This window comes from Chitinophaga sp. S165 (assembly GCF_003182155.1).
Classification (GTDB): Bacteria; Bacteroidota; Bacteroidia; order Chitinophagales; family Chitinophagaceae; genus Chitinophaga.
The window spans coordinates 1,546,991-1,568,364 of the sequence record NZ_QGTG01000001.1 but is presented as its reverse complement, the minus strand read 5'-3'; the positions used below and the strand labels follow the sequence as shown (position 1 = coordinate 1,568,364).

18 protein-coding genes are annotated in these 21,374 nt (G+C 45.7%); 9 read left to right on the top strand and 9 right to left on the bottom strand.

Translation table 11 applies throughout. From position 1 onward, the window contains the following. Window positions 1-16: 16 nt before the first annotated feature. From C7475_RS05715 to C7475_RS05705, 3 genes are all read left to right on the top strand, one after another. On the top strand, window positions 17-694 hold the full coding sequence (locus tag C7475_RS05715; RefSeq protein ID WP_110052083.1) for a DUF3823 domain-containing protein: 678 nt from the start codon (window positions 17-19) through the stop codon (window positions 692-694). Between the two features lie 142 nt (window positions 695-836). Continuing rightward, window positions 837-2,060 (top strand): hypothetical protein, encoded by a 1,224-nt coding sequence (locus C7475_RS05710; RefSeq protein ID WP_110052081.1) that lies wholly within the window; start codon window positions 837-839, stop codon window positions 2,058-2,060. Between the two features lie 387 nt (window positions 2,061-2,447). Continuing rightward, window positions 2,448-2,675 (top strand): DUF3820 family protein, encoded by a 228-nt coding sequence (locus C7475_RS05705; protein WP_110052079.1) that lies wholly within the window; start codon window positions 2,448-2,450, stop codon window positions 2,673-2,675. Between the two features lie 12 nt (window positions 2,676-2,687). Here the strand turns inward: C7475_RS05705 and fabF are convergent, their stop codons facing one another. Both fabF and C7475_RS05695 read right to left on the bottom strand, forming a co-directional pair. Next, on the bottom strand, window positions 2,688-3,941 hold the full coding sequence (gene fabF / locus C7475_RS05700) for a beta-ketoacyl-ACP synthase II (protein ID WP_110052076.1): 1,254 nt from the start codon (window positions 3,939-3,941) through the stop codon (window positions 2,688-2,690). A 173-nt stretch (window positions 3,942-4,114) separates the two neighbouring features. Then, the gene (locus C7475_RS05695) at window positions 4,115-4,675 is read right to left on the bottom strand and encodes a TetR/AcrR family transcriptional regulator (RefSeq protein ID WP_110052074.1); all 561 of its coding nucleotides are present in this window, start codon (window positions 4,673-4,675) and stop codon (window positions 4,115-4,117) included. A 175-nt stretch (window positions 4,676-4,850) separates the two neighbouring features. Here C7475_RS05695 and C7475_RS05690 point away from each other — a divergent pair, with 175 nt between their 5' ends. Further along, window positions 4,851-5,336, top strand: a complete 486-nt coding sequence (locus tag C7475_RS05690; RefSeq protein ID WP_110052072.1) for a DinB family protein — start codon at window positions 4,851-4,853, stop codon at window positions 5,334-5,336. Between the two features lie 216 nt (window positions 5,337-5,552). Here C7475_RS05690 and C7475_RS05685 read toward each other — a convergent pair whose 3' ends face one another. From C7475_RS05685 to C7475_RS05660, 6 genes are read right to left on the bottom strand one after another with little or no spacing between them, the layout of a single operon-like run. Beyond that, complete coding sequence (locus C7475_RS05685) at window positions 5,553-6,545, bottom strand: L-histidine N(alpha)-methyltransferase (protein WP_110052070.1); 993 nt, start codon at window positions 6,543-6,545, stop codon at window positions 5,553-5,555. A 29-nt stretch (window positions 6,546-6,574) separates the two neighbouring features. Continuing rightward, on the bottom strand, window positions 6,575-7,726 hold the full coding sequence (gene egtB / locus C7475_RS05680; protein ID WP_110052068.1) for an ergothioneine biosynthesis protein EgtB: 1,152 nt from the start codon (window positions 7,724-7,726) through the stop codon (window positions 6,575-6,577). Window positions 7,727-7,735: 9 nt separating this feature from the next. Further along, window positions 7,736-9,304 (bottom strand): ABC transporter permease/substrate-binding protein, encoded by a 1,569-nt coding sequence (locus tag C7475_RS05675; protein ID WP_110052066.1) that lies wholly within the window; start codon window positions 9,302-9,304, stop codon window positions 7,736-7,738. Continuing rightward, on the bottom strand, window positions 9,279-10,265 hold the full coding sequence (locus C7475_RS05670) for an ABC transporter ATP-binding protein (protein ID WP_110052063.1): 987 nt from the start codon (window positions 10,263-10,265) through the stop codon (window positions 9,279-9,281). The genes C7475_RS05675 and C7475_RS05670 overlap by 26 nt, the downstream gene beginning before the upstream one ends. A gap of 43 nt (window positions 10,266-10,308) precedes the next feature. Further along, window positions 10,309-11,691, bottom strand: a complete 1,383-nt coding sequence (locus C7475_RS05665) for a mercuric reductase (protein WP_110052061.1) — start codon at window positions 11,689-11,691, stop codon at window positions 10,309-10,311. Window positions 11,692-11,717: 26 nt separating this feature from the next. Beyond that, complete coding sequence (locus C7475_RS05660) at window positions 11,718-11,999, bottom strand: DUF427 domain-containing protein (RefSeq protein ID WP_110052059.1); 282 nt, start codon at window positions 11,997-11,999, stop codon at window positions 11,718-11,720. A gap of 216 nt (window positions 12,000-12,215) precedes the next feature. Here C7475_RS05660 and C7475_RS05655 point away from each other — a divergent pair, with 216 nt between their 5' ends. The 5 genes from C7475_RS05655 to C7475_RS05635 all read left to right on the top strand — a co-directional run bounded on the left by C7475_RS05655 (window position 12,216) and on the right by C7475_RS05635 (window position 20,385). Further along, a complete protein-coding gene (locus C7475_RS05655) occupies window positions 12,216-14,804 on the top strand; it encodes an XrtN system VIT domain-containing protein (protein ID WP_110052056.1) in 2,589 nt (862 codons plus the stop codon). After that, window positions 14,801-16,159 carry an exosortase N gene (gene xrtN, locus C7475_RS05650; protein ID WP_110052046.1) on the top strand — a complete coding sequence of 453 codons (1,359 nt, stop codon included), beginning with the start codon at window positions 14,801-14,803 and terminating at the stop codon, window positions 16,157-16,159. The genes C7475_RS05655 and xrtN overlap by 4 nt, the downstream gene beginning before the upstream one ends. A 79-nt stretch (window positions 16,160-16,238) precedes the next feature. Further along, a complete protein-coding gene (locus C7475_RS05645; protein ID WP_110052044.1) occupies window positions 16,239-16,679 on the top strand; it encodes a GNAT family N-acetyltransferase in 441 nt (146 codons plus the stop codon). A 149-nt stretch (window positions 16,680-16,828) separates the two neighbouring features. Next, window positions 16,829-17,257: an SRPBCC domain-containing protein gene (locus C7475_RS05640; protein WP_110052827.1), complete on the top strand. Its 429-nt coding sequence runs from the start codon at window positions 16,829-16,831 to the stop codon at window positions 17,255-17,257. Window positions 17,258-17,661: 404 nt separating this feature from the next. Beyond that, window positions 17,662-20,385, top strand: coding sequence for a response regulator (locus C7475_RS05635; protein ID WP_110052041.1), 2,724 nt, complete (start codon window positions 17,662-17,664; stop codon window positions 20,383-20,385). On the opposite strand, the gene C7475_RS05630 is transcribed toward C7475_RS05635, so the two are convergent. Beyond that, the gene (locus C7475_RS05630) at window positions 20,382-21,233 is read right to left on the bottom strand and encodes a hypothetical protein (protein ID WP_110052038.1); all 852 of its coding nucleotides are present in this window, start codon (window positions 21,231-21,233) and stop codon (window positions 20,382-20,384) included. The two genes, C7475_RS05635 and C7475_RS05630, sit on opposite strands and share 4 nt — an antisense overlap. Window positions 21,234-21,374 lie beyond the last annotated feature (141 nt).

Genomic DNA, 21,374 nt, shown 5'->3' with positions numbered 1-21,374 from the left:
CGTTAATACACACGATATGAATAAGATACTATCATCCGCTTTCATCGCCATGTTATTATGCATGCTCGTGACCGGATGTAAAAAGGATAACTTCGAAAAACCATCGTCTACACTTTCCGGTACGGTGGTCTATAACAAAGAAGCAGTGGGCGTCCGCTCCAACGGTGTACAACTGGAGCTCTGGCAACGTGGCTTTCAGTTGTTCACTAAAATTCCGGTGCACGTAGGGCAGGATGGAAGTTTCTCCGCCTCATTGTTCGACGGCAATTATAAATTGGTACGGCTGCCGGGAAATGGTCCCTGGATCAACAACACCGACTCTATCGATATCACTGTGAACGGCAACACGGTAGTAGAGGTTCCTGTACAACCCTATTTCATCATAAAGAACGCTACTGCAGCTAAAGCAGGAACTGGAGTGACAGCTACGTTTTCTATAGAAAGAGTGAATGCCTCCCAGCCCCTGGAATCTGCATCGCTCTACCTGGCAAAAACGAATATCGTAGATGCCGTGAATAACCTCGGCTCCACAACCCTCAGTGCTGATGCAATAGGAGACATTACAGGTCCTGTTACGATCAATGTGACCATTCCTGCTGCCTTGACAGGACAATCATTTTTTTACGTCCGTATAGGCGTTAAAACAGCAGGTGTGGCAGAGCGGATCTACACACAACCAATTAAGATTGAATAGATAGGACTCATAATTACTCCTGTAAAGCCCGCCGGAAGCGCCTTCGCTTTTTGGCGGGCTTTATAATATCCTGTAAACCAATTGAACAAATCAAGTAGCATCTTTTAGTTTAAAATATTATTTTTAATCAAAATGTAGAAGAATGTACCTGGAAATACTGAAGCAGAACCTACTATCCCGATGGAAACAGGCATTTCACGAGTTTGATCGCTTACAGGAATATAAAACCAACGTCACCTCCGAAAAATACATCCCAGGCTTCCGCTATGACCTCGAAGACTATGGCACACCCGCTTTTATGCAACCCGAAGAAAAACTGTTTCCTGTAGCCGCGGTCAGGGAAATCGGCGACTATCACTTTTATGGTTTTGCCGCCGACGGATTACCTTGTTTCACTTCTTATGGTCATGCCATTAACAACGTGTTCTGGGAAGGATATTACTCCTATGATAAAGAATGGGTCGAATATGTGGAATATAATACGGTTACAAAAATCCCCTCAGGCATCAAAAGGGTCCAGTTTGATACGAACGGACGGAAAGTGGCCTATCAGTCGCTAACAGTCAATGGGAGAGGAGTGGGAGAAGACTACATTGAGATGAGCACAGATGAGATGATTGAAAGCATCATGAGCTACGAACATTCACTCTTCTGTAACATAGAAAAATATGAGTTTACCGAAGGCCGTATTGAAAAAGCCTATTGTCTCGGTATAGCACCCGGTGAAGGTGAATTCAAATACGAGAACGTCTATACATACACGAATGATGGCATCCTGGACGAGATCAGGACGGTTCATGAATCAGGTGAAAGCGAGCTGGCTTATGCAAGACCTGACGAAAAACTGAATATACAAACCCTGATGGCCACTGTTGCAGAGAATATGGCCGTCGCTGTTGCTGATGCACTGGAAGAACAGGAGGTAGAAACGCCTGTATCATTACTTGAGTTGAGTTACCACTATGCAGATGTTTACATCCCTTCATTATCCCCCCGTTCAGTCGCATTCACAAAGAAGATCTCTAAACAACATCCTGACGAAGATATCTTTGATCTGATCTTCCTGGCAACCGAGCTGGATCATGCCTATCTCGATATCAGACGTGAGAAGTTTGAACGTCCTTTTATCCAACTGATGAAGATCATCAGCAAAGAAGAGAAATGGGAAATGGGCAGCCTGCTATTGCGTAAAGTAGCGCATATACTTACATCAGAAAAGCTATTCGGGAGGCTTCCTGTAGGAGAGGAATTTGCAGCGTATGCAGTTGACTGGGGAGTGGAAATGGAAGACTTTGAAGACGTGCTGAAAGAATGCGGTGTTCCCGGAAAGACGATTACATCGTGGAAAGAACGGGGTTGGTTATAGTACCTGACAGACATAAAAAAAGTTACAGCCACTAAGGGCTGTAACCGAGAGTTCTAAAATAACCACTCTTCTGGGGGGATGTTTAATCAAAAAGTTTACAACACTGCAAAATGAAAAAACTCATTATTATAGTATAGGTGAAAGCATAATAAAGTTGACCTCACGCTAAAGAAGTCTAAAGTCGTCCATAAATGTTTGTTCTCTTAATATTGTCCCTAAAACGAATGCTGCTCTACGTGCACAGATATAGAATAATTCTAATAATGATGGTACTTACGTATGAATTTGACGTATGGATTTAGAGAACGAAAAAAATGTAGTTTTTTTTCGCAACACGGCACTTGTCGTCCTATATTTGTGACGAATCCGATTTAAAATCAATCACTAATGGAATTTGCTCAACCTGACAGGGAAATATTTAACCAGCTGGTAACGATGAAGATGCCGTACGGCAAATACAAGGATACATTGCTGTGTGATCTGCCGGTTTCGTACCTGGAATGGTTTCAGCGTAAGGGGTTTCCGGAAGGCAAGCTGGGGATGCTGCTGGCTACGCTGTATGAAATAAAACTGAACGGCCTTACGGGGCTGCTCACTCCCCTTAAAGGGAGATAGTTAGGGACATAATTATTTCATTTCCCTGAACACCACAATACCGTTATGTCCGCCGAACCCAAAGGTATTACTCATCGCCACACGTACCTTCTTCTCTATGGCTTTGCCGAGTACGATCTGTAAGCCGGCCGGAATAGCTGGGTCCAGGTTCGTCGTATTGATAGTTGGAGGAATAATGCCGTTGTTGATGCTCTTGATAGCGGCAATCGCTTCTATAGCGCCTGCGGCTCCCAATAAGTGGCCTGTCATGGACTTGGTAGCGCTGATTGACAGATGTTCCGGTGCATCTCCGAACAGTGCCCTTATAGCTGCCAGCTCACTTAAATCGCCTACCGGAGTAGAGGTAGCATGCACATTTAAATAATCCACATCAGCCGGAGTAAGCTCCGCATCTTCCAATGCCTTCCTCATAGCCGTTAATGCGCCCAATCCTTCTGGATGTGTCGCCGTCATATGATACGCATCTGCCGTCATGGATGCACCTACCAGTTCTGCATAGATATGCGCGCCTCTGGCTACCGCATGTTCATACTCTTCTACTACCAGGGCGCCCGCACCTTCTCCCATCACAAAACCATCCCTTTCCGTATCAAATGGCCTTGACGCTGTTGCCGGATCATCATTACGGGTAGACATCGCCTTCATAGCGCAGAAGCCACCTACAGAGGCTTCCGTGATCGGTGCTTCAGATCCACCGGTAATGATCACTTTCGCTTTGCCCAGCCTGATGTAGTTTAATGCATCCATAATGGCTGTATTGGAAGTGGAGCAGGCGGAAACTGTCGTATAGTTGATACCCATTAGTCCAAACCTGATAGAGATCATGCCCGATGCCATATTGGCGATCAGTTTAGGTACAAAAAAAGGATTGAAACGTGGTACATAATTACCAACAGTATATTCTTTTACCTGCTCTTCAAATGTCTGCATACCGCCCTGACCAGATCCCCAGATCACTCCACTGTCGAACGGGTCCATTTTGGAGAAATCCAGCCCTGAATCTGTCACTGCCTGTTGCGCAGCAACCAGTGCATATTGTGTGAATGGATCGGTCTTACGTATATCATTGCGGTCCAGCAGTTTCGCCGGATCATAGTCTTTTAGTTCACCGGCAAACTGTGTTCTGAAAGGGTCCGGATTGAACTTCGTTATACGCGCAGCTCCGCTTTTACCTGCTACCAGATTATTCCAGAAATCAGTTACGTTATTACCAATAGGTGTCAGTGCGCCTAAACCGGTAATTACTGCTCTTTTTAATGTTTGCATGTATTGTTGATTTGCTAATTGATTAAAATTTGTTTTTCTTTCCCCGGGAGATGTTTGCAGCTGTTACTACACTCCCGATTATTTTCCTGCATTCAGATATTTTTGATTTACTAATTGATCACAATTTGTTTTCTCTTTCCCGTGCGATGCTTGTCGCTGTTACTACGTTCCTGTTATTTTTTTGCGTTCAGGTCTTTTAGTAACTGGTTCGTAATCCTGCCGAATATCTTATTGCCCATCACCCTACTCAGCAGCAACGATGCCAGCAAATTACTCATCACCAGTAAAGCCCTGTCATATGCATCCCCGTCGAACCGGAACAGCCCCTTTTCCCTGCCCCTCTCCAGGCAGCCTGCCGTCCAGTCCAGGAATGCGGAGGACATACTCGTCACCTTTTCCTGCAAGACAGTCGGAAATGTTTCATAATCCGGTGATAATGAGCCCATCAGGCACACCATCCCTTCTTTATTCTTCTTATTGAACGTGTCAAATAAGAACTTCAGCTGTTTATCTTCCGGTTGTGCCGCCAACTTGGCCGTTTGTGTCGTAAAGCGTTCAACCTCAATATCTACTACCGCTATTCCGAGGTCTGTTTTGGTGGGGAAATGATAATGTATTGCGGCATTCTTTATCTCCAGAGGATCAGATATATCCTTATAGCTAAAGGCATTATATCCCCTGGTCTTTATCAGCTGGTCCGCCAATGAAATAATTCTCTCTTTTGTATCCTGCATAGACTACAAAATTACTTACTTGTAAGTAAGTAAGCAAATTATTTCGGCTGGCACTTTTATTGAAGGAAGAACCGGAACTCAATTATCTTCAGCACATCGATATCTTCAACGCATCGATTCAACGCATCGAATCAACACATCAATAATCATTTAACACATCAATAATCTTTAAACAATGACGGCAACAAACAATAAAGAGCTCATAAAAACGCTGGAACAATTCCTAATAGGAGGGCATGCACATGCTACCTTCGATGACGCTGTAAAACAGCTGCCTGCTGAACTGCGGGGAGTGGTACCTGAAGGAATGCCTTATAGCATCTGGCAGTTAGTAGAGCACATACGCATAACGCAGTGGGATATACTGGAATTTTCCCGCAACCCTGAACATGAATCTCCCTCATGGCCCGAAGGATACTGGCCCAAAGAAGCTGTGCCTGCCAGCGAATCCGCCTGGAAGAAATGTCTTGCAGAGATCAAAAGCGACCTGAAAGAATTTATTGGTCTGTTAAAAGACCCTAAAGCCGATCTGTACGCACCCTTTCCACATGGCGACGGCCAGCATCTGCTGCGTGAAGCATTACTAATAGCCGACCATACCAGCTATCACACCGGAGAGATCATCGTATTAAGAAGATTATTAGGAGCCTGGAAATCATAGATAGACATATGTAAACTAACAAAACACAATACTAACAAAACACAATAGGACTCCGTAGGAATCCCTTGTTTGTAACGCGGGGTGTAAACCCCGGGAACGTAATGCCGGGGAATAATATACCGGTATCAACGTCGGATAAATGACACCTCAGAAAAAATAGGCCGGGGTATAACATTTTAGATGTTACACCCCGGCACAATATATTTTTCTCCGACATTATACGCACAACCACATACAGTCGGCAAACCATCTGCGACTGTCAAAGAAATCCGTTACCGTTTCAAAGCCCGATTGCGTAGCCATCTGCTCGATCGATTCCAGATCATATTTCTGCGAGATCTCCATATAGATCGGCTCATCAAGTGAGAAGTGGAACGTCTGATCACCGATCTTCACATCCTGTTCTTCCAGGCTCACAAGATAGCTCTTACAAGCCCCTGTTCCCGGATCATAAGTAGCATAATGATCAAACTTCGTGATATCAAAATTACCTTCCAGTTCCCGGTTAATGCGCTTCAGCAAATTAAGGTTGAAGTCCCTTGTGAAGCCGCCCGTATCGTTATATGCATCGAGGATGATCCTCGGATGCTTCTTTAGATCAATCCCGATGATCACGAGGTCGCCGGGTTGCAGGTAGCTGCGCAACTGACGACAGAACTTCCTCGCTTCTGAAGGAGAGAAGTTGCCGATATTACCGCCCATGCACAACACAACCTTATTCTTATGCGATAATACGCCGGCCTGCTGCAGCATTTCGAAATACTCACCATTAAGGCCGTGCATTTTCAGCGCAGGTAATTGTTTGGGCAATGATTGCTCCAGCTGCGTAATTACATTACCTGAAATATCCACCGGATAATAAGTGAAATCCTGTCCCGTCTTTAACAGTTCCTTCAGCAGGTGAATGGATTTAGTAGCATCTCCCGCACCAAGTTCCACTACGTCAAATTGTTTGGCATGAGAGAGGATCGTCTTACTGATCAAAGCTGACTGCTCCTGTAATATTTCCATCTCACAATCCGTCAGATAGTACTCATGGCAACGCATGATCTCCTGGAATAGGCGGTCGCCTTCCGCGTCATAGAAATATTTGGAGTTCAGGTATTTGTTCTTTGCGCTGAGACCGCGGGTCACATCCTGTGAAAATATCTCCAGCCTGTCCTGTTTTACAGGAACTAATACCGTATGCATTACAGAAGTGGTGGCCATAATGTAATTGTTAAGTGTAAAGAGAATTATTATTTCGCCAGCCTGATACCGGTGAACTGCCATCTCAATGAAGGATGGAAGAAATTGCGGTACGTAGGACGGCTGTGATTGGGAGGTGTTACTTCCGATCCTCCCCGCAGCACCATCTGGCTGACCATAAATTTACCATTGTATTCACCGATAGCTCCGGGTGCTTTCGTGAAGCCCGGATAAGGCAGATAAGCGCTTTCTGTCCATTCCCAGCGCTGGCCCCAGGCCAGTTGTGGAGAAGCTGCCTCCCATTCAAACTCAGTAGGAAGACGCATTCCTTTCCACGCCGCGTAGGCTGTTGCTTCATAATAACTGATATGACAAAGCGGATCGTCCATCGCTACGGGCTGTAATCCCTGCCATGTATAATGCTGCCACTTGCCATCTACAAAATGCCAGTATAACGGCGCTTTTGCCTGCTCTCTTTTTACCCAGTCCCAACCTTCCGCATGCCAGTGACGGAAATCTCCGTAACCACCCGCTTCCATGAACGCAAGGTATTCCCCGTTGGTCACCAGCTGTGTGCTGATCTGATAATCCTGCAGGTAAACCTTATGTCTGCCCAGCTCATTATCGAAACAGAAGCCGTCTCCATCGTAACCGATTTCGTACAAACCCGCTGCCATTTGCAGGAAAGGAGTGCCCGACGCGGGCGCAGTATAATTAGGCGCTGCCGTTTCAGAATATGCCGGCATCAGCGGATTATGTCCCAATATGTATTTGATGTCGGTATACAACAACTCCTGGTGCTGCTCTTCATGGTTCAGGCCTAATACGACCAGGGTACGTAATTCGTCCGTCAGTTCCGTTTCCAGGAACGATGACATCGCTTTGTCAACATGCTCACGGTAGCGCATAACGTCTTCTACTGCCGGGCGACTTAAATTACCTCTGTCCGTACGTATCACCCTGGCGCCTACAGTTTCGTAATAACTATTGAATACAAAATTGTAGTTCGGATCAAATTCTTTGTAACCGGGAACATGTGGTTTTAAAAGAAATGTTTCAAAGAACCAGGTGGTATGGCCCAGGTGCCATTTCGGCGGACTAACATCCACGACTGGCTGGACCACATAGTCTTCCGTTTTCAAGGGTGCGCAGATATGCATGGACCTTTTTCGCACGGTATTAAAATCATTTTTCAATTGCATATGCTGGTGTTAGTGATGCAGTAAATATTCCTTTAAGTCTGTTATAGTGGTGATATGCAAATCCGCGGCCTGTTGCCTGCGCATCATTAATGCATATGTGTTATTGAAGCCGACAGGAGGTAACCATTTGATCCGGTACCGTTGCATAAATTCTCTCGAAACATAGTCATATACTTTCTGCTTATCGCTGATCAATGTGTCAACAACAGCTTTATTGGTCTGCAGGATCACCAGTAATCCGGTGCCAGAATATTCCGGGTAAAGATCTATCTGACCATTGGTAAGTGCCTCAAATGCTATCTTGGTGCCCCCCAAACCTGTTTTTGTCACAGCTTCCAGGTCCGTATATCCGTTCACCAATAATTTATAGATATTGGCCAGGACATAACCATCGCCAAACATCTTGGCGCCTATTACAATGGTTCCCTTAGTACCATGTCTCGCAGTCTGCAATAATCCTTTAGCTTTTAAAAAATCGCTGGCTACAGCCGCCGGGTCCTGTTTCTGATAATCGACCCTGTAGTTCAGCTCAGTCATTATACTATCATTAATTATACCAGATAGTTTATTCAGCACAGGTTCCAGCTCCGGATACTTATCAAGTGTCTCCTGACGTGCTATCGGGGCCGCATAATAAGGCGGAAAAATATGTTTATCGTCTTCAAGCGCCTGTAAGTCAAAAGCCTTTACCCTGCCGTCTGTAGTACTGCCGCTGATCACATCCAGCGTCTTTTCATAAGCCGCTTTGTACATGATCATGTCACTGATCACGACAGTCCGCATGTCAAGCCCATATACCTGTTTTAACCCCAGACTGCCATCTTTTCTGCCCATGAATTCAGGCGTGAACCCTGCCACAAGACTTGTTCCATAAGCCGCCGGCAGAAGATAGAAAGATGACAATATGACTAACAGGAAAGGTAACAGATAAAGTGCCGTTTTGACCTTCTGCATTCTTACCTTTTGTAATCGGGCGATGCCCCAGTCAAAGAGGATGGCTAATAATGCTGACGGAATGGCGCCTGCCAGTATCATATTCGAATTATTCAGGGCAATGCCGCCGAAAATGAATTCTCCTAATCCGCCGGCTGCAATATATGCAGCAAGGGTAGCCACGCCTACATTGATGACAGTAGCGGTCCGTATTCCTGCCAATAATACCGGCATTGCCAGTGGCAGTTGCACCTGATAAAGTAATTGCTTTTTACTCATACCCATGCCTGTTGCCGCGTCAATGACCGTCGGGTCAACCTGCAGGATACCAGTGTAAGTATTCCTGATGATAGGCAGCAACGCATAAAGGAACAATGCCACGATAGCCGGTTTAGCGCCGATGCCTAACAATGGTATCATAAACCCTAACAACGCAATGCTGGGAATGGTTTGCAATACGCCTGCAATTCCCAGTACAATGCCTGCCAGTTTTTTTCTGCGCGTGATCAGGATGCCCAGCGGCACGCCTATTATCACGGCAATCAACAAAGAAATAAATGTAAGCCCGATATGTTGCAACGTCTGTTCCAGCAATTTGCCGGCTTGCTGTTGCACAAATTCAGGAAAGCCCGGTTGTTCTTCCATGTCCGCTGACAGTTTGCTTATACTGAGTAAAGGCATGCATCAATTCGCTTGTGTCAAGGCGAATGAGCGCATCTTCAAATGAAATAGTGACGGGAGCAGACAGCGTAGTCAGCTGCTCCAGCGCGTCCCAGCAGGAATCATCTCCATGCAGGACCGGACCGTTGCTTTCAGCAGGCACAGACATATCCAGCCAGGGCCTGATATCCGCCAGCCGCAATGCATTTAATTCCAGTAAGAAACGTTGTTCATGGAAGAAACTGCTAACGAAATCATTGGCAGGCTGAAATAACAGTTCTGCCGGTGTTCCCAATTGCTGTATAGCACCATCGTCCATCAGGCAGATCCTGTCGCCAAGTTCGAAAGCTTCCTGCACATCGTGTGTGACAATAATCACAGTTTTATTGCTGATCTCATCCAGTGTTCTGAATTCTTTCCTCACACTGGCCCGTGTTACCGGATCAAGTGCTCCGAAAGGTTCGTCCATCAGTAATACCGGAGGGTCAGCAGCGAGTGCCCTCGCCAGTCCGACCCTTTGCTGCTGTCCGCCGCTAAGTTGCTGCGGATACGCATGGTAATGGTCCGCTGCAGACAAATGCAGCTTCTCCATCAAAGAACGTGTCCGTTCTTCTATGCGTTTTTTATCCCATTTGAGCAATGTGGGTACAATGCCAATGTTTTCGGCAACCGTATAATGAGGAAAGAGACCATTATCCTGCAATACATACCCGATATTCCGTCTTAACGATTCAATTTGCTGTGCATTTACCTGCTCGCCATTCACATGTATTTCTCCGCTATCCGGAGCAATCAGCCGGTTGATCATGCGTAGGGTTGTCGTCTTTCCGCTGCCGCTTGTACCAAGCAATATCAGTGTTTCCCCCGTGTTCACTTCGAAGGATACATCCCTGACAGCCAGCTTGCTGTTATGGAAAGATTTGTTGACATGTTCAAGTTTTATCATGGTTGGGATCCATTGAGGATTTTAATCCGCACTTTGTTGCCGGCTACCTGTCCAGCGTCATAAATAAATTGTTGATAGACTCTGAGTATAATGGGTGTGCGAAGATCATTTCTTTTAATTGTGTCACTGTTATTCCACCAATAATTGCCATCTGCAAAACTGACATCACTTCTCCGCCTTCCGGCCCCAAGATAGCAACTCCTAGTAATTTATCCGTGTTAGAATCTATAACGGCTTTCATAAAGCCCTGGGTATTGCCGGTTTCAATGGCCCGCGCTACTCTTGTCATGTCAAGGCAGGCGATCTTTATTTTATAACCGGCTTGTTTTGCCTCCTTTTCTGTCATACCCACACGACCCAGTTGTGGATCTGTGAACATGCAGTAGGGGATAGGTCTGTCTTTGATAGAAATATTTTCCTTGTTGATGATATTTTTATAAATAACAAGATAGTCATTGTAAGAAATATGTGTGAACGCCGGTCCGCCCTTCACATCACCTATCACATAAATACCCGGTACGTTCGTTTCCAGTTTATCATTAACTGGGATGTATCCTTTTTCGTCAAGTTTAAGCCCTGTTTTCTCCGGCAGCAAAGATTTGGACTGTGGCGTACGGCCCACCGCAACCAGCAGATGAGAACCCGTGATAGCGTGCGTCTCCCCGTTAGCTGTCAGTTGTAACCTGATCACATCACCGGTTTGTTCTACCTTCTGAACATTAGCACTGCTAACCATCGTAACGCCTGAAGCTTCCATGACCTTTCTAACAGCTACAGCAACATCCTCATCTTCATGATTCAGCAATTGCTTGTTCTTGTCAATGATCGTCACCTGACAGCCGAGCCTGCGGAACAGCTGACCAAATTCCAGTCCCACATAACCGCTTCCCAATACTATCAGATGAGATGGTAGTTTGGTAAGCTCCATGATGGTCGTGTTAGTGAGATAGTTGACACTGTCAAGACCGGGTATCGGTGGTATCGTCGGTAGCGTGCCGGTGTTGAGGAAAATATGATCCGCAGCGATCTCTTCCTGCCCGCCGTCCTTTAAAGTTACCGTCAGTGTTTTATCACCACTAAAAACAGCTTCTCCATACATGATGGTCAGCCCTTCTGTTTTCTCCAACCCTTTGATATTGCCTTGCCGGAAAGATTGCACGACTTTATTCTTTCTTGCAACGATCTTCTCAAGGTCTACTTTAAAATCACTCACGGTAATACCCCATTCCTCGCTATTAGCAATGATGTGCGCAGCCGCACCACAGGCGATCATCGATTTGGTAGGCGTACACCCATCGTTGATACAGGTGCCACCGATCCATCTTTTCTCAATGATGGCTGTTTGCCAGCCGGCTTTCGCAAGCTTTTTAGCCAACGGAATACCGCCCTGGCCGGAGCCAACGATAATTGCATCAAATTTTCTCATGACTCAGCTTTGTGTTTAGAGGTTTCTTATTGTACAACTTCTACTCCTTTCCAAAAGGCAATGTAGCCTTTAATGTTCTCCGCCGCTTTCATGGGCTCAGGATAATACCAGGCGGCATCCCTGTTTGTTTTACCGTGAATGTTAACGTCGTAGTAAGAGGCGTCTCCCTTCCACGGGCAGTGCGTATGCGTTTTAGAAGGACTCAGTAAGGTCGTCTTTACTGATGATGGAGGAAAGTAATGATTGTTCTCGACTACCACAGTATTATCGCTTTCCGCTATGACCTCATTCTGCCAGATTGCTTTCATCGTGTTGTCGTTTAATGTGTTATAATTACAGGACCAAATATTATACCTGCGGAGGTAGGTCGCGATGTCAGAAGATAGCACTTTTTTTTGACATGGAATTTGCATAGATCATTTTCTTTTACTTACTTTGTATCTCAAAGTAAATATTAAACATCTAAACGGGCTACAGCCTGTTTTTTTAGCCCTACGTGCTTTGTGATTCAAAGTGATTTAATTATGAACAGACAAACTATACCTTTGAAAATTATAAGAAAACATTTTAGTGATCCGATCTATTGCGCAGGATTGATACTCCTCGCTGTTACCCTGATCGTTTTCATTATTCCCGACCTGATGCCGGTCCTCATACCGGTAGAAGAAGGATTCATCTGGTTCTGTATGAACCACGCTATTACCGTACTTTATTTCTGTATTTTATTATTCAGCCGACGATTGCGCAAGGGTAGGGAAGGGCTGCATCCTTTTTTTCTTTTCCTGTTGATGTTCCTGGTTAGTGCATACTCCCTCAACCGCTATTTCACCATCTTTGAAGTATCGACGACATGGTTTGCCATAACAATAGTGCTCTGTACCGTTAACTATGCGGCCTTTGCCTTTCTGCGCGTGATGCCGGTTCCCGTACGCGTGACGATGTTCTTCCTGTTAGGATTGTCTTTCTGTTGTTTCCTGTATATGATCATCTATATAGGTCCCTATGCTATATTGGGTATCATAGCCAGTTTTTTCTTTGGTATTTCGCTGCACGCCCTCGTTCCGCTTTTATTCTGTTTATATACTATCCGTTTGTTCCTTCGCAGTTACGCGAAGAAGCGGACTTATAAACTGGCATTCTTGTCTGGTATCGGCACTACGCTGCTGATCGTAATGGTATACTCACTGATATGGAGGGTTAAAGTACTGGAGATGGATAAGGCTCGTTATAGACCGGTTACAGGTGATACTTACTTACCCGGCTGGCTAAACGTCGCCCAGCATATTACCCCTGATTTCATTACCGAGAGGATACTAAAGGCCGATATGGTATATACAACTCCCGATACCTGGGGGGCTAGCGACTCCTTTTTTGGCATCGGTCCATCCAGATGGAATGAAGGGAAAAAACATGACCCGCTTGTAATGATCGCTGCCGCATTAGGCGGTAACTCGTCAATGTATGAGGAAGATCGTATAAAAGTGCTGAAGGCTACGTACGATTCCCGTTACCAGGCAGAAGAGCGTTTGTGGTCGGGTGATGATCTGCAAACTACCCATGTGCAGACTGCTGCCCGCATATGGCCCCGGTTAAGAATGGCATACACAGAAAAAACGGTTAGCGTAAGGAATATGAGAAATGCCGGTCGCGGGCGATGGAGAGACAGTGAAGAGGCCATCTACATTTTTCATCTTCCTGAAGGAGCGGTCGTTTCTTCGCTGTCCCTCTGGATCAATAACAAGGAAGAAAAAGGCATTCTCACTACTAAAGCAAAAGCCGATAGTGCCTACAAAACTATTGTAGGCGTTGAACAACGCGATCCTTCGGTCGTGCACTGGCAGGAAGGAAATACCGTTACTGTGAGAGTATTCCCCGTACTGGATAATGAAGAACGTCAGTTTAAAATTGGTATCACCGCGCCATTGTCATTGGAACATGGTAAACTGATGTACCGCAATATTTATTTCGATGGTCCATCTATAGCCGGCACGGGCGAACACGTTGACATTTCCTTCGAAACACCACCGTCAGATCTCAACCAGTCAGGCATCTTCAGTAAAGGAAATGATGACCGCCTGACTGCGGGTGGCCCTTACCTGGCAGACTGGGAAGTTTCCTTTAAGGATGAAGGGCTGGTGCACAAGTTGTTCAGCCACAATAATCAGACATTTACCGTGTCTCCTTATAGAAAAGAACTGGCCGCTGCGGATATCGCTGATGTATACCTGGATGTCAATAATGCCTGGAGCAAACAGGAGTACCGCAGCGTACTCGCTTTGCTGAATAACAAGCGTGTCTGGGTATACGTTAATGATAAGATGGAGCAGGTAACCCCGGCGAATACTGACGGACTGTTTGAGCAGGCTGCTGAGGACCGTTTCAGCCTGTTCCCGTTTTTCCAGATCTCTCAACCGGCTACCGCGCTTGTCATTACCAAAAGTGTTACTAATTCACCGGCAATAAATGATCTGGAAGAAGTATCTTTTATGCAGGATCAGGAGAATATAGAGCGGACATCTTTCATACAGGTCCTGAAAAAATGGCTGGGCGGCAACCAGCATGTAATGTTGTACAATCTCGGAGGAGAACTATCGCCTTACCTCAGAACGCTCAAGGAATGCAGGACCTTCCGTTATGACCAGGGAGATATCGCCGGTCTGCAAACGTTATTGGACGACCACCGTTTCCCATCCAGTATTGAAAATGACAACCGTGTTGTGATAGAAACTGCCGGTATGACCATTACACGCACACCGGGCACGGAAGTCTCTACAGCACCGGACCATCTGAAGCGCTTGTTTGCCTACAATCATATCATGCATGCCATGGGACCTCGTCTGCTGACCGGTGGACAGGAAAGTGATACGCTTGTAGCAGAGGCGGCGGAAGCATACGTAGTAACGCCCTTATCCAGCCTGGTGGTATTGGAAACACAGGCAGACTATGACCGCTTTAATATCGAAGACAGCAACAACAGTCTGAAAAATGCAGGGCTGAAGAATAAAGGCGCCGTGCCGGAACCGCATGAATGGTTATTGATCGTACTCGGTCTGCTGCTCATCGCATACCTGAAATACAGACCTGCATTATTCAAACGTACTGACAATATATGAGCAAGGGACTTTTTGCATTAACAACAGGCATCCTGCGGGCTGGCCGGTGCTGGCCGCTGGCGGTGCTTGCATGTTACGGCTTTGTGCTGCTGGTGGGGCTGCACCGTTATCTGGTATTAGATGCCGGACTTGTGCTGGGAGTGATCGCATTACTTTTCACTACATCATTCAACAAAAGCGAAAGAGGTAATACACGCTATTTTTATCTTGCTGTAACAGCCCTGTTCCTGTATTTACTGGTACCTGCCAAAACATTCCTCTGTGTTTCCTGTTTGTGCGGATGCCTGTTGCTGGCAGAAACCTTTTACGGACGGATCAATTCCCTGCCCGTCCTGGTATTGGTGATGATGTCCCCGATCTTTGAATATGCCATGAACGTGTTCAGTTTCCCGATACGCCTGGCACTGACCGCATGGGCCGGCAGTGCCATCCGGGTAGCAGGTCAGCAGGTCAGCGTACAGGGTAACATGATCATCTGCAATGGCAATGAGTTTTCTGTAGATCCTACCTGCATGGGATTACAAATGATGGTAACTGCATTGTTGTGTGGCATCATACTTATCGGCTTTTATCAGAAGCAGTATAAAAAAGAGTTAAACCTATGGCTGGTATTAGCCTTGCTGGCTGCTATGATATTGATGAACGTCGTATCTAATCTTTTACGTATCATCTTCATTGTGTGGCTGAATATTATGCCAGGAACAATCATGCACGATGTGGCAGGCATGATGTGCCTTGTGTTGTACGTGATCGTTCCGCTGCTGTTCCTCATACCCTGGCTTGTACGCAGGTACGGCAAACCGGTAGTGCTGCACAGGAAATATTACATACTCCGTTCTGCAGTAAAGTTGTTCCTGCTGAACGCACTATTGCCCGTAGGCCTGATAACAGCATTCCTCGTCAACAAGCCCAGGGAGACAGGCAATCAACTCTTATCCGGTTTGCCGGCAATGAAGGGCTTCGCTGTACAACCTTTACCTGGAAATATTATCAGGATACAGAACGACACCTTACTTGTTTACATTAAACATATCCCGGCCAGTTATTATACCGAGCACAATCCCATGATCTGTTGGAAAGGCAGCGGATATAACTTGTATAAAGTGAAGGAGACATTGGTGGCCGGACATACAATATACACGGCCTTATTGCAGCAGGACAAAGATCAGCTGTATACAGCATGGTGGTATGATAACGGTGTAGCAACAACAAACAGGCAACTGGAGTGGCGCATGGACATGTTATTGGGAGCGCATGCTTACTCTCTCGTGAACGTCACTGCCAGTTCCGAGGAAGAACTCAGATTAGCGGTAAACAAAATACTGACTGAAAAAGAGTTGTCAGTTTTTTTGTAAAGGAACTTGTTTTATGTCCTGTTTCTTTTTCTTCCGCTGATAGGCCTAATTTTGCGGAGATTAGAAATAAACGAAAGATATGAACACAGAAAAGCTCGTCGCAAAAATAATAGCCTGTCCGGGACCCGATTACGATCAGGAAGTGAAACTCAGGAATGAGATACTCCGTAAGCCGCTTGGCATGGACCTGCTCACCGAAGACCTGAGTAAAGAAGTAAACGATATCCATATTGGCCTGTTCCATAATACGGAGCTGATCGGTACGCTTATCCTGACCCCTGGGCAGGGATATGTCAAAATGAGGCAGGTAGCGGTTGCTGAAACAGCCCGGGGCATTAATGCCGGTACCCGGATGGTAAAGTTCAGCGAAGAAGTGGCCCGTGAAAGGGGGTATTCCCGCATTGAGCTGAATGCCCGCCAGGAAGCCGTTAATTTCTACCTTAAAAACGAATATACCATTGTTGGCGACCAGTTTACTGAAGTAGGGATCCCACACTTTAAAATGATCAAAGAACTGTAAACTGAAACCCATCCGGAGGAAGATATGATCCCCCAGACCGGCTGTAGTTGAGAAAATAATTTCTGTAACCGAAAGGTTTCCTTTATATTTGTAACCGATCGGTTATATATATTATCTGCTCATCTAAACATGTTAAAATGATACAGATCATGAAAAGCGAACCATTTGTTATCGAACGAACTTATGATGCGCCGGTGAAAAAAGTCTGGGACGCCATTACCAATAAGGACCAGATGAAACAGTGGTATTTCGATGTTCCTGCATTTAAGCCCGAAATAGGGACAGAATTCGAATTTACCGGTATCGGTACCGAAGGACATGAGTACAACCATCTTTGTAAGGTGACGGAGGTCGAAACAGACCGGAAACTGACCTACAGCTGGAGGTATAAGGGATACGAAGGAAATTCCTTCGTTACGTTCGAACTCTTCCCGGAGGGCAATAAAACACGCTTAAAACTGACACATGCCGGCCTGGAAACTTTCCCAGCAGTACAGGCTTTCGCAAAGGAGAACTTTGTAATGGGTTGGACAGAGCTGATCGGAACTTCATTAAAGAAGTTTGTAGAGAAGGCATAAGAACAAGGCATATACCTTTGCGGATGCACGATGGTATCATACCATTGTGTATCCGCATCGTTATTTCATATCCCTCCAGGAACAATACTGATTCAGATTTCCTTTAGATTTTATGCCGTTTTGCAATGGTCCAGCCTGGTGTTCAGCGTCCATAAATATCCCCCGATAAATAGCACATCCGCAAACGTAACTTATACACTTGTTCTCTTAAACCCTTATCAGTGCCTGATTTCGCCGGATATCGGCCGGAACAACTTTAACGTATCAACTATCTGTTTTTCACGCTGTTGTAGCATACATTTATTTACGTATCTTCACAACTCTACATAAACGGCTTTTGCAATAAGAACAGTAATAATTATCAGCATCGAATTCGTTACACTGAAAAAGATTTTAGTGGTTGAATGCAAATCTTACAGGAGAAATTAAATAGACAAACTGAATTAGCCTCTCTGGTTTGCAATGTACAGGTAGCAACGATCTCTATCATGAATGATCAACAGCAATCCGTTGTCATTGCATATGGCATTGCCATAGCTCAAAAAGACGCTGCCTTCTACATTTCATACGATCTGACATCTGCAGACGGAGCGCTGCTTGGCACTTTAACCCTCATGGATAAGTCGCCGAGGCAACTTGATGCCCGGCAGCGGAGAGCCATTGACGTGATCATTGCCGATATCACTACCGAAATCATTAATCATAGACGTAGAGAAGCATTGAAGATCAGTGAACGTGACTTTCCCGCATTCTTCGAATTAGAGAAAGACCTGAAACGTACCCGGGAGATCCTCCAGCGTACCAGCCAGTTATCGCGCATAGGCGGATGGGAGGCTGATCTCGTGCACAAAGAAATGTTTTGGTCGGATATTACAAAAACCATTCACGAAGTGCCGCCGGGCTTTAAACCTACTTTATCTGCCGCTGTCGGTTTTTATAAAGAAGGGAACAGCCGGAAGATGATCACCGCCGCCCTTAAAGACATTATCGAAACAGGACAGCCCTGGGACCTCGAACTACAGATCGTTACTGCAAAAGGGAACGAACGTTGGGTACGTGCTATCGGCAATGCGGAATTTGAGAACGGTAAATGTAAAAGACTGTATGGTACCTTCCAGGATATCTCCGTTTCAAAAGAGACCGAACAGGAACTGATCTCCCAAAAGGCGAGCCTCGCAGCCGCTAAACAACAGGCGGAGCAAGCCAATAAGGCGAAGTCAGAATTTCTGGCTAACATGAGCCACGAGATCCGCACTCCACTAAACGGCGTGATAGGGTTTACAGAACTCGTATTAAAAACAGACCTGAACGAGACCCAGCATCAATACCTATCTATCGTAAACCAGTCTGCCAATGCGCTCTTAAGTATCATTAACGACATCCTCGATTTCTCCAAGATAGAATCAGGTAAATTAGAGCTTGATATTGATAAATATGACCTCTATGAGTTCAGCAGTCAGGTAAGTGATATCGTCTGCTATCAGGCCCAGCACAAAGGACTTGAAATGCTGCTCAACGTGTCTACCAATCTGCCCCGCTTCGCCTGGTTCGATGAGGTCCGCCTGAAACAGATCCTGATCAATATGCTGGGAAACGCAGTTAAATTTACCAGCAGTGGCGAGATCGAATTAAAAGTAGTGCCGCTCGAAATAAAGAAAGATGGAAGGGCGAGCATCCGCTTTGAAGTAAGGGATACAGGCATCGGTATTAAACCGGAAAAGCAATACAAGATCTTTGAAGCCTTTCGTCAGGAAGATGCTTCCACTACCAAGAAATACGGTGGTACCGGATTAGGACTGACCATTTCCAATAAACTACTCGCCCTGATGGGCAGCCATTTACAGATAAAAAGCACTATAAACGAAGGGAGCACTTTCTTCTTTGATATAGAATTGGCTACTGCTGAAGCACCGGCCGATAAATGGGAAAGCCTTGAGAAGATCCGGCAGGTATTGATCGTGGACGATAACGATAACAACCGTATCATCCTGAAAGAGATGTTGTCGATGAAAGGCATTGCCTGTACAGAAGCCCGTAGCGGATTTGATGCGCTGGAGTTCCTGTCGAAGGGCGATAACTATGACGTCATCCTCATGGATTACCATATGCCATACATGGACGGTCTGGAAACAGTGAAAAAGATCAGGCATCAATTCGGCAGATTACCTGGAGAACATGGGGTTGTGCTGTTGCACAGCTCTTCCGACGATGAAAGGATCATCAGGGTCTGCGATCAGCTGGAAATAGGATTACGTATGGTGAAGCCGATCAAAATAAATGAACTCTATAACAGCCTTTCTATGCTGATCCGAAAAGAAAAAAAGACCAGGTATCAGAAAGAAGAAAAAGAAGAACAATGGATCGGGGGCAGGCTGAATATCCTCATTGTAGAGGATAATCCAGTCAATATGCTGCTGGCCACTACCGTAGTCAGAAGGATCGCACATGATGCACGTATCTATGAAGCACAGGACGGTATTGAGGCCGTACGGGTATGTCGCGGCACAACGCCCGATCTGATCCTCATGGATGTACAAATGCCGGTAATGAACGGTTATGAGGCTACGAAGAAGATCCGTGAAATAACAGGCGGACAACGTATACCCATTATTGCATTAACTGCCGGTAACCTGAAAGGGGAAAGAGAAAAGTGTATAGAGGCCGGTATGAACGATTTCATCGGCAAGCCGTTGGTCCAGGAAAAGCTATTACAACTGTTCCGTAAATGGCTGACCATCGTTATCGAAGAGGGACCTGCGATCCTCACCACCGAACAGGAAGCGAAAGAAGCCCATTTTGATATGGGTACCCTCGAAGCCTATCTGGTGGGTGAGGACAGATCTGTATTGAAACAACTGTTAAAACTGACCATCGAAGAACTGCAATCTTCCGTTGCAGAATTACGATCTGCCGCAGCTGCTGTCGACATCCGTAAGATCAACCGCATCGGTCATAAAATACGCGGCACTTCACAGATCATCGGTCTGGGCAAACTGGCCCGCATTGCAGACCAGTTAGATACGCTAACCGTCAAGCGCGAGCCGGAATTCGGTTTCCTCATAGAATCCATGCAAGAGGAATCTACGCTAGTGATCCGGCTCATGAAAGAACAGATGGCTAAACTTTAGTCGGCCGAATTCACAAACTGGTTAAACTTCATAATATAGGCCTTCCTGATCTTCTCATCTGTATCTGTAAAGAAATAACCATGATACTCCCTGTCAAGCTGATAGTGTTTTGCCCCTTCCAGCTGTAAGGTTCTGGAGTCAACCACGCCGATCAGTTTATCCTGGTGGAATACCAATACGGTACGATAGCCCGGAGACGGATCATCCGCTGCGCTTTCATAGTTATAATACTCGATATAAGGTTTATTGATATCAAGCGCTTCCAGCTGGAACTGTTTGATAAAAGACTGCATGTCAGATAATGTACGGCCGCTATGCTCCTTCAGATAAGCGGCAAGCACGTTTTCTATGATCGTACCGGTCTTTATCTTGCTTTGCTGTACCGCTGCATGGAATACACCTGTATTAACTCCCTTATCGTTCTTAAATGTCATTTCTATCACAACATCTTCCAGCACTTTTCCCACTGTTTTACCATTTGCAATAATGGGCGAGCCCTTCTTCAATAACTGGCCTTCCGTCTGTGTTTCACTCAGCTCTGTAGTGACCAGTGTAGAAGCCCAGCCTTTCGCCGGAATACCGGCTTCCAGTTGCACGTTATCATTGAGCTGTACAATAGGATGACCATTCACCGAGTCCAGCAACGTTACATTGCCCTGCGCCCTTTCCCTGATGATCTTTTCAGGCGCAGCAGGCGGTGCAACCGGTGTTGCTGTTTCCGGTACCTCAGAAAGAGCGGTGTTGTTTTCTACCTGTTGAACCGTGCTGTCTGCCTGTTGTTCCTTTGTTTTATTTTCCACGCAACCTGCAAGGATCAGTGCGAGTAAGAAATATGAGTAATTTTTCATGATCGTTAAAATTAGTGAATATTCACTTTCTTCAAAGCCTCCCTGCCCATAAATACCGGAAAGTATTGCATTTCCGCTTTAGCCGGATTCAGATGATAACTCCCTGAATACCGCGGCAATAAAGAAACATTAAAGGTATGT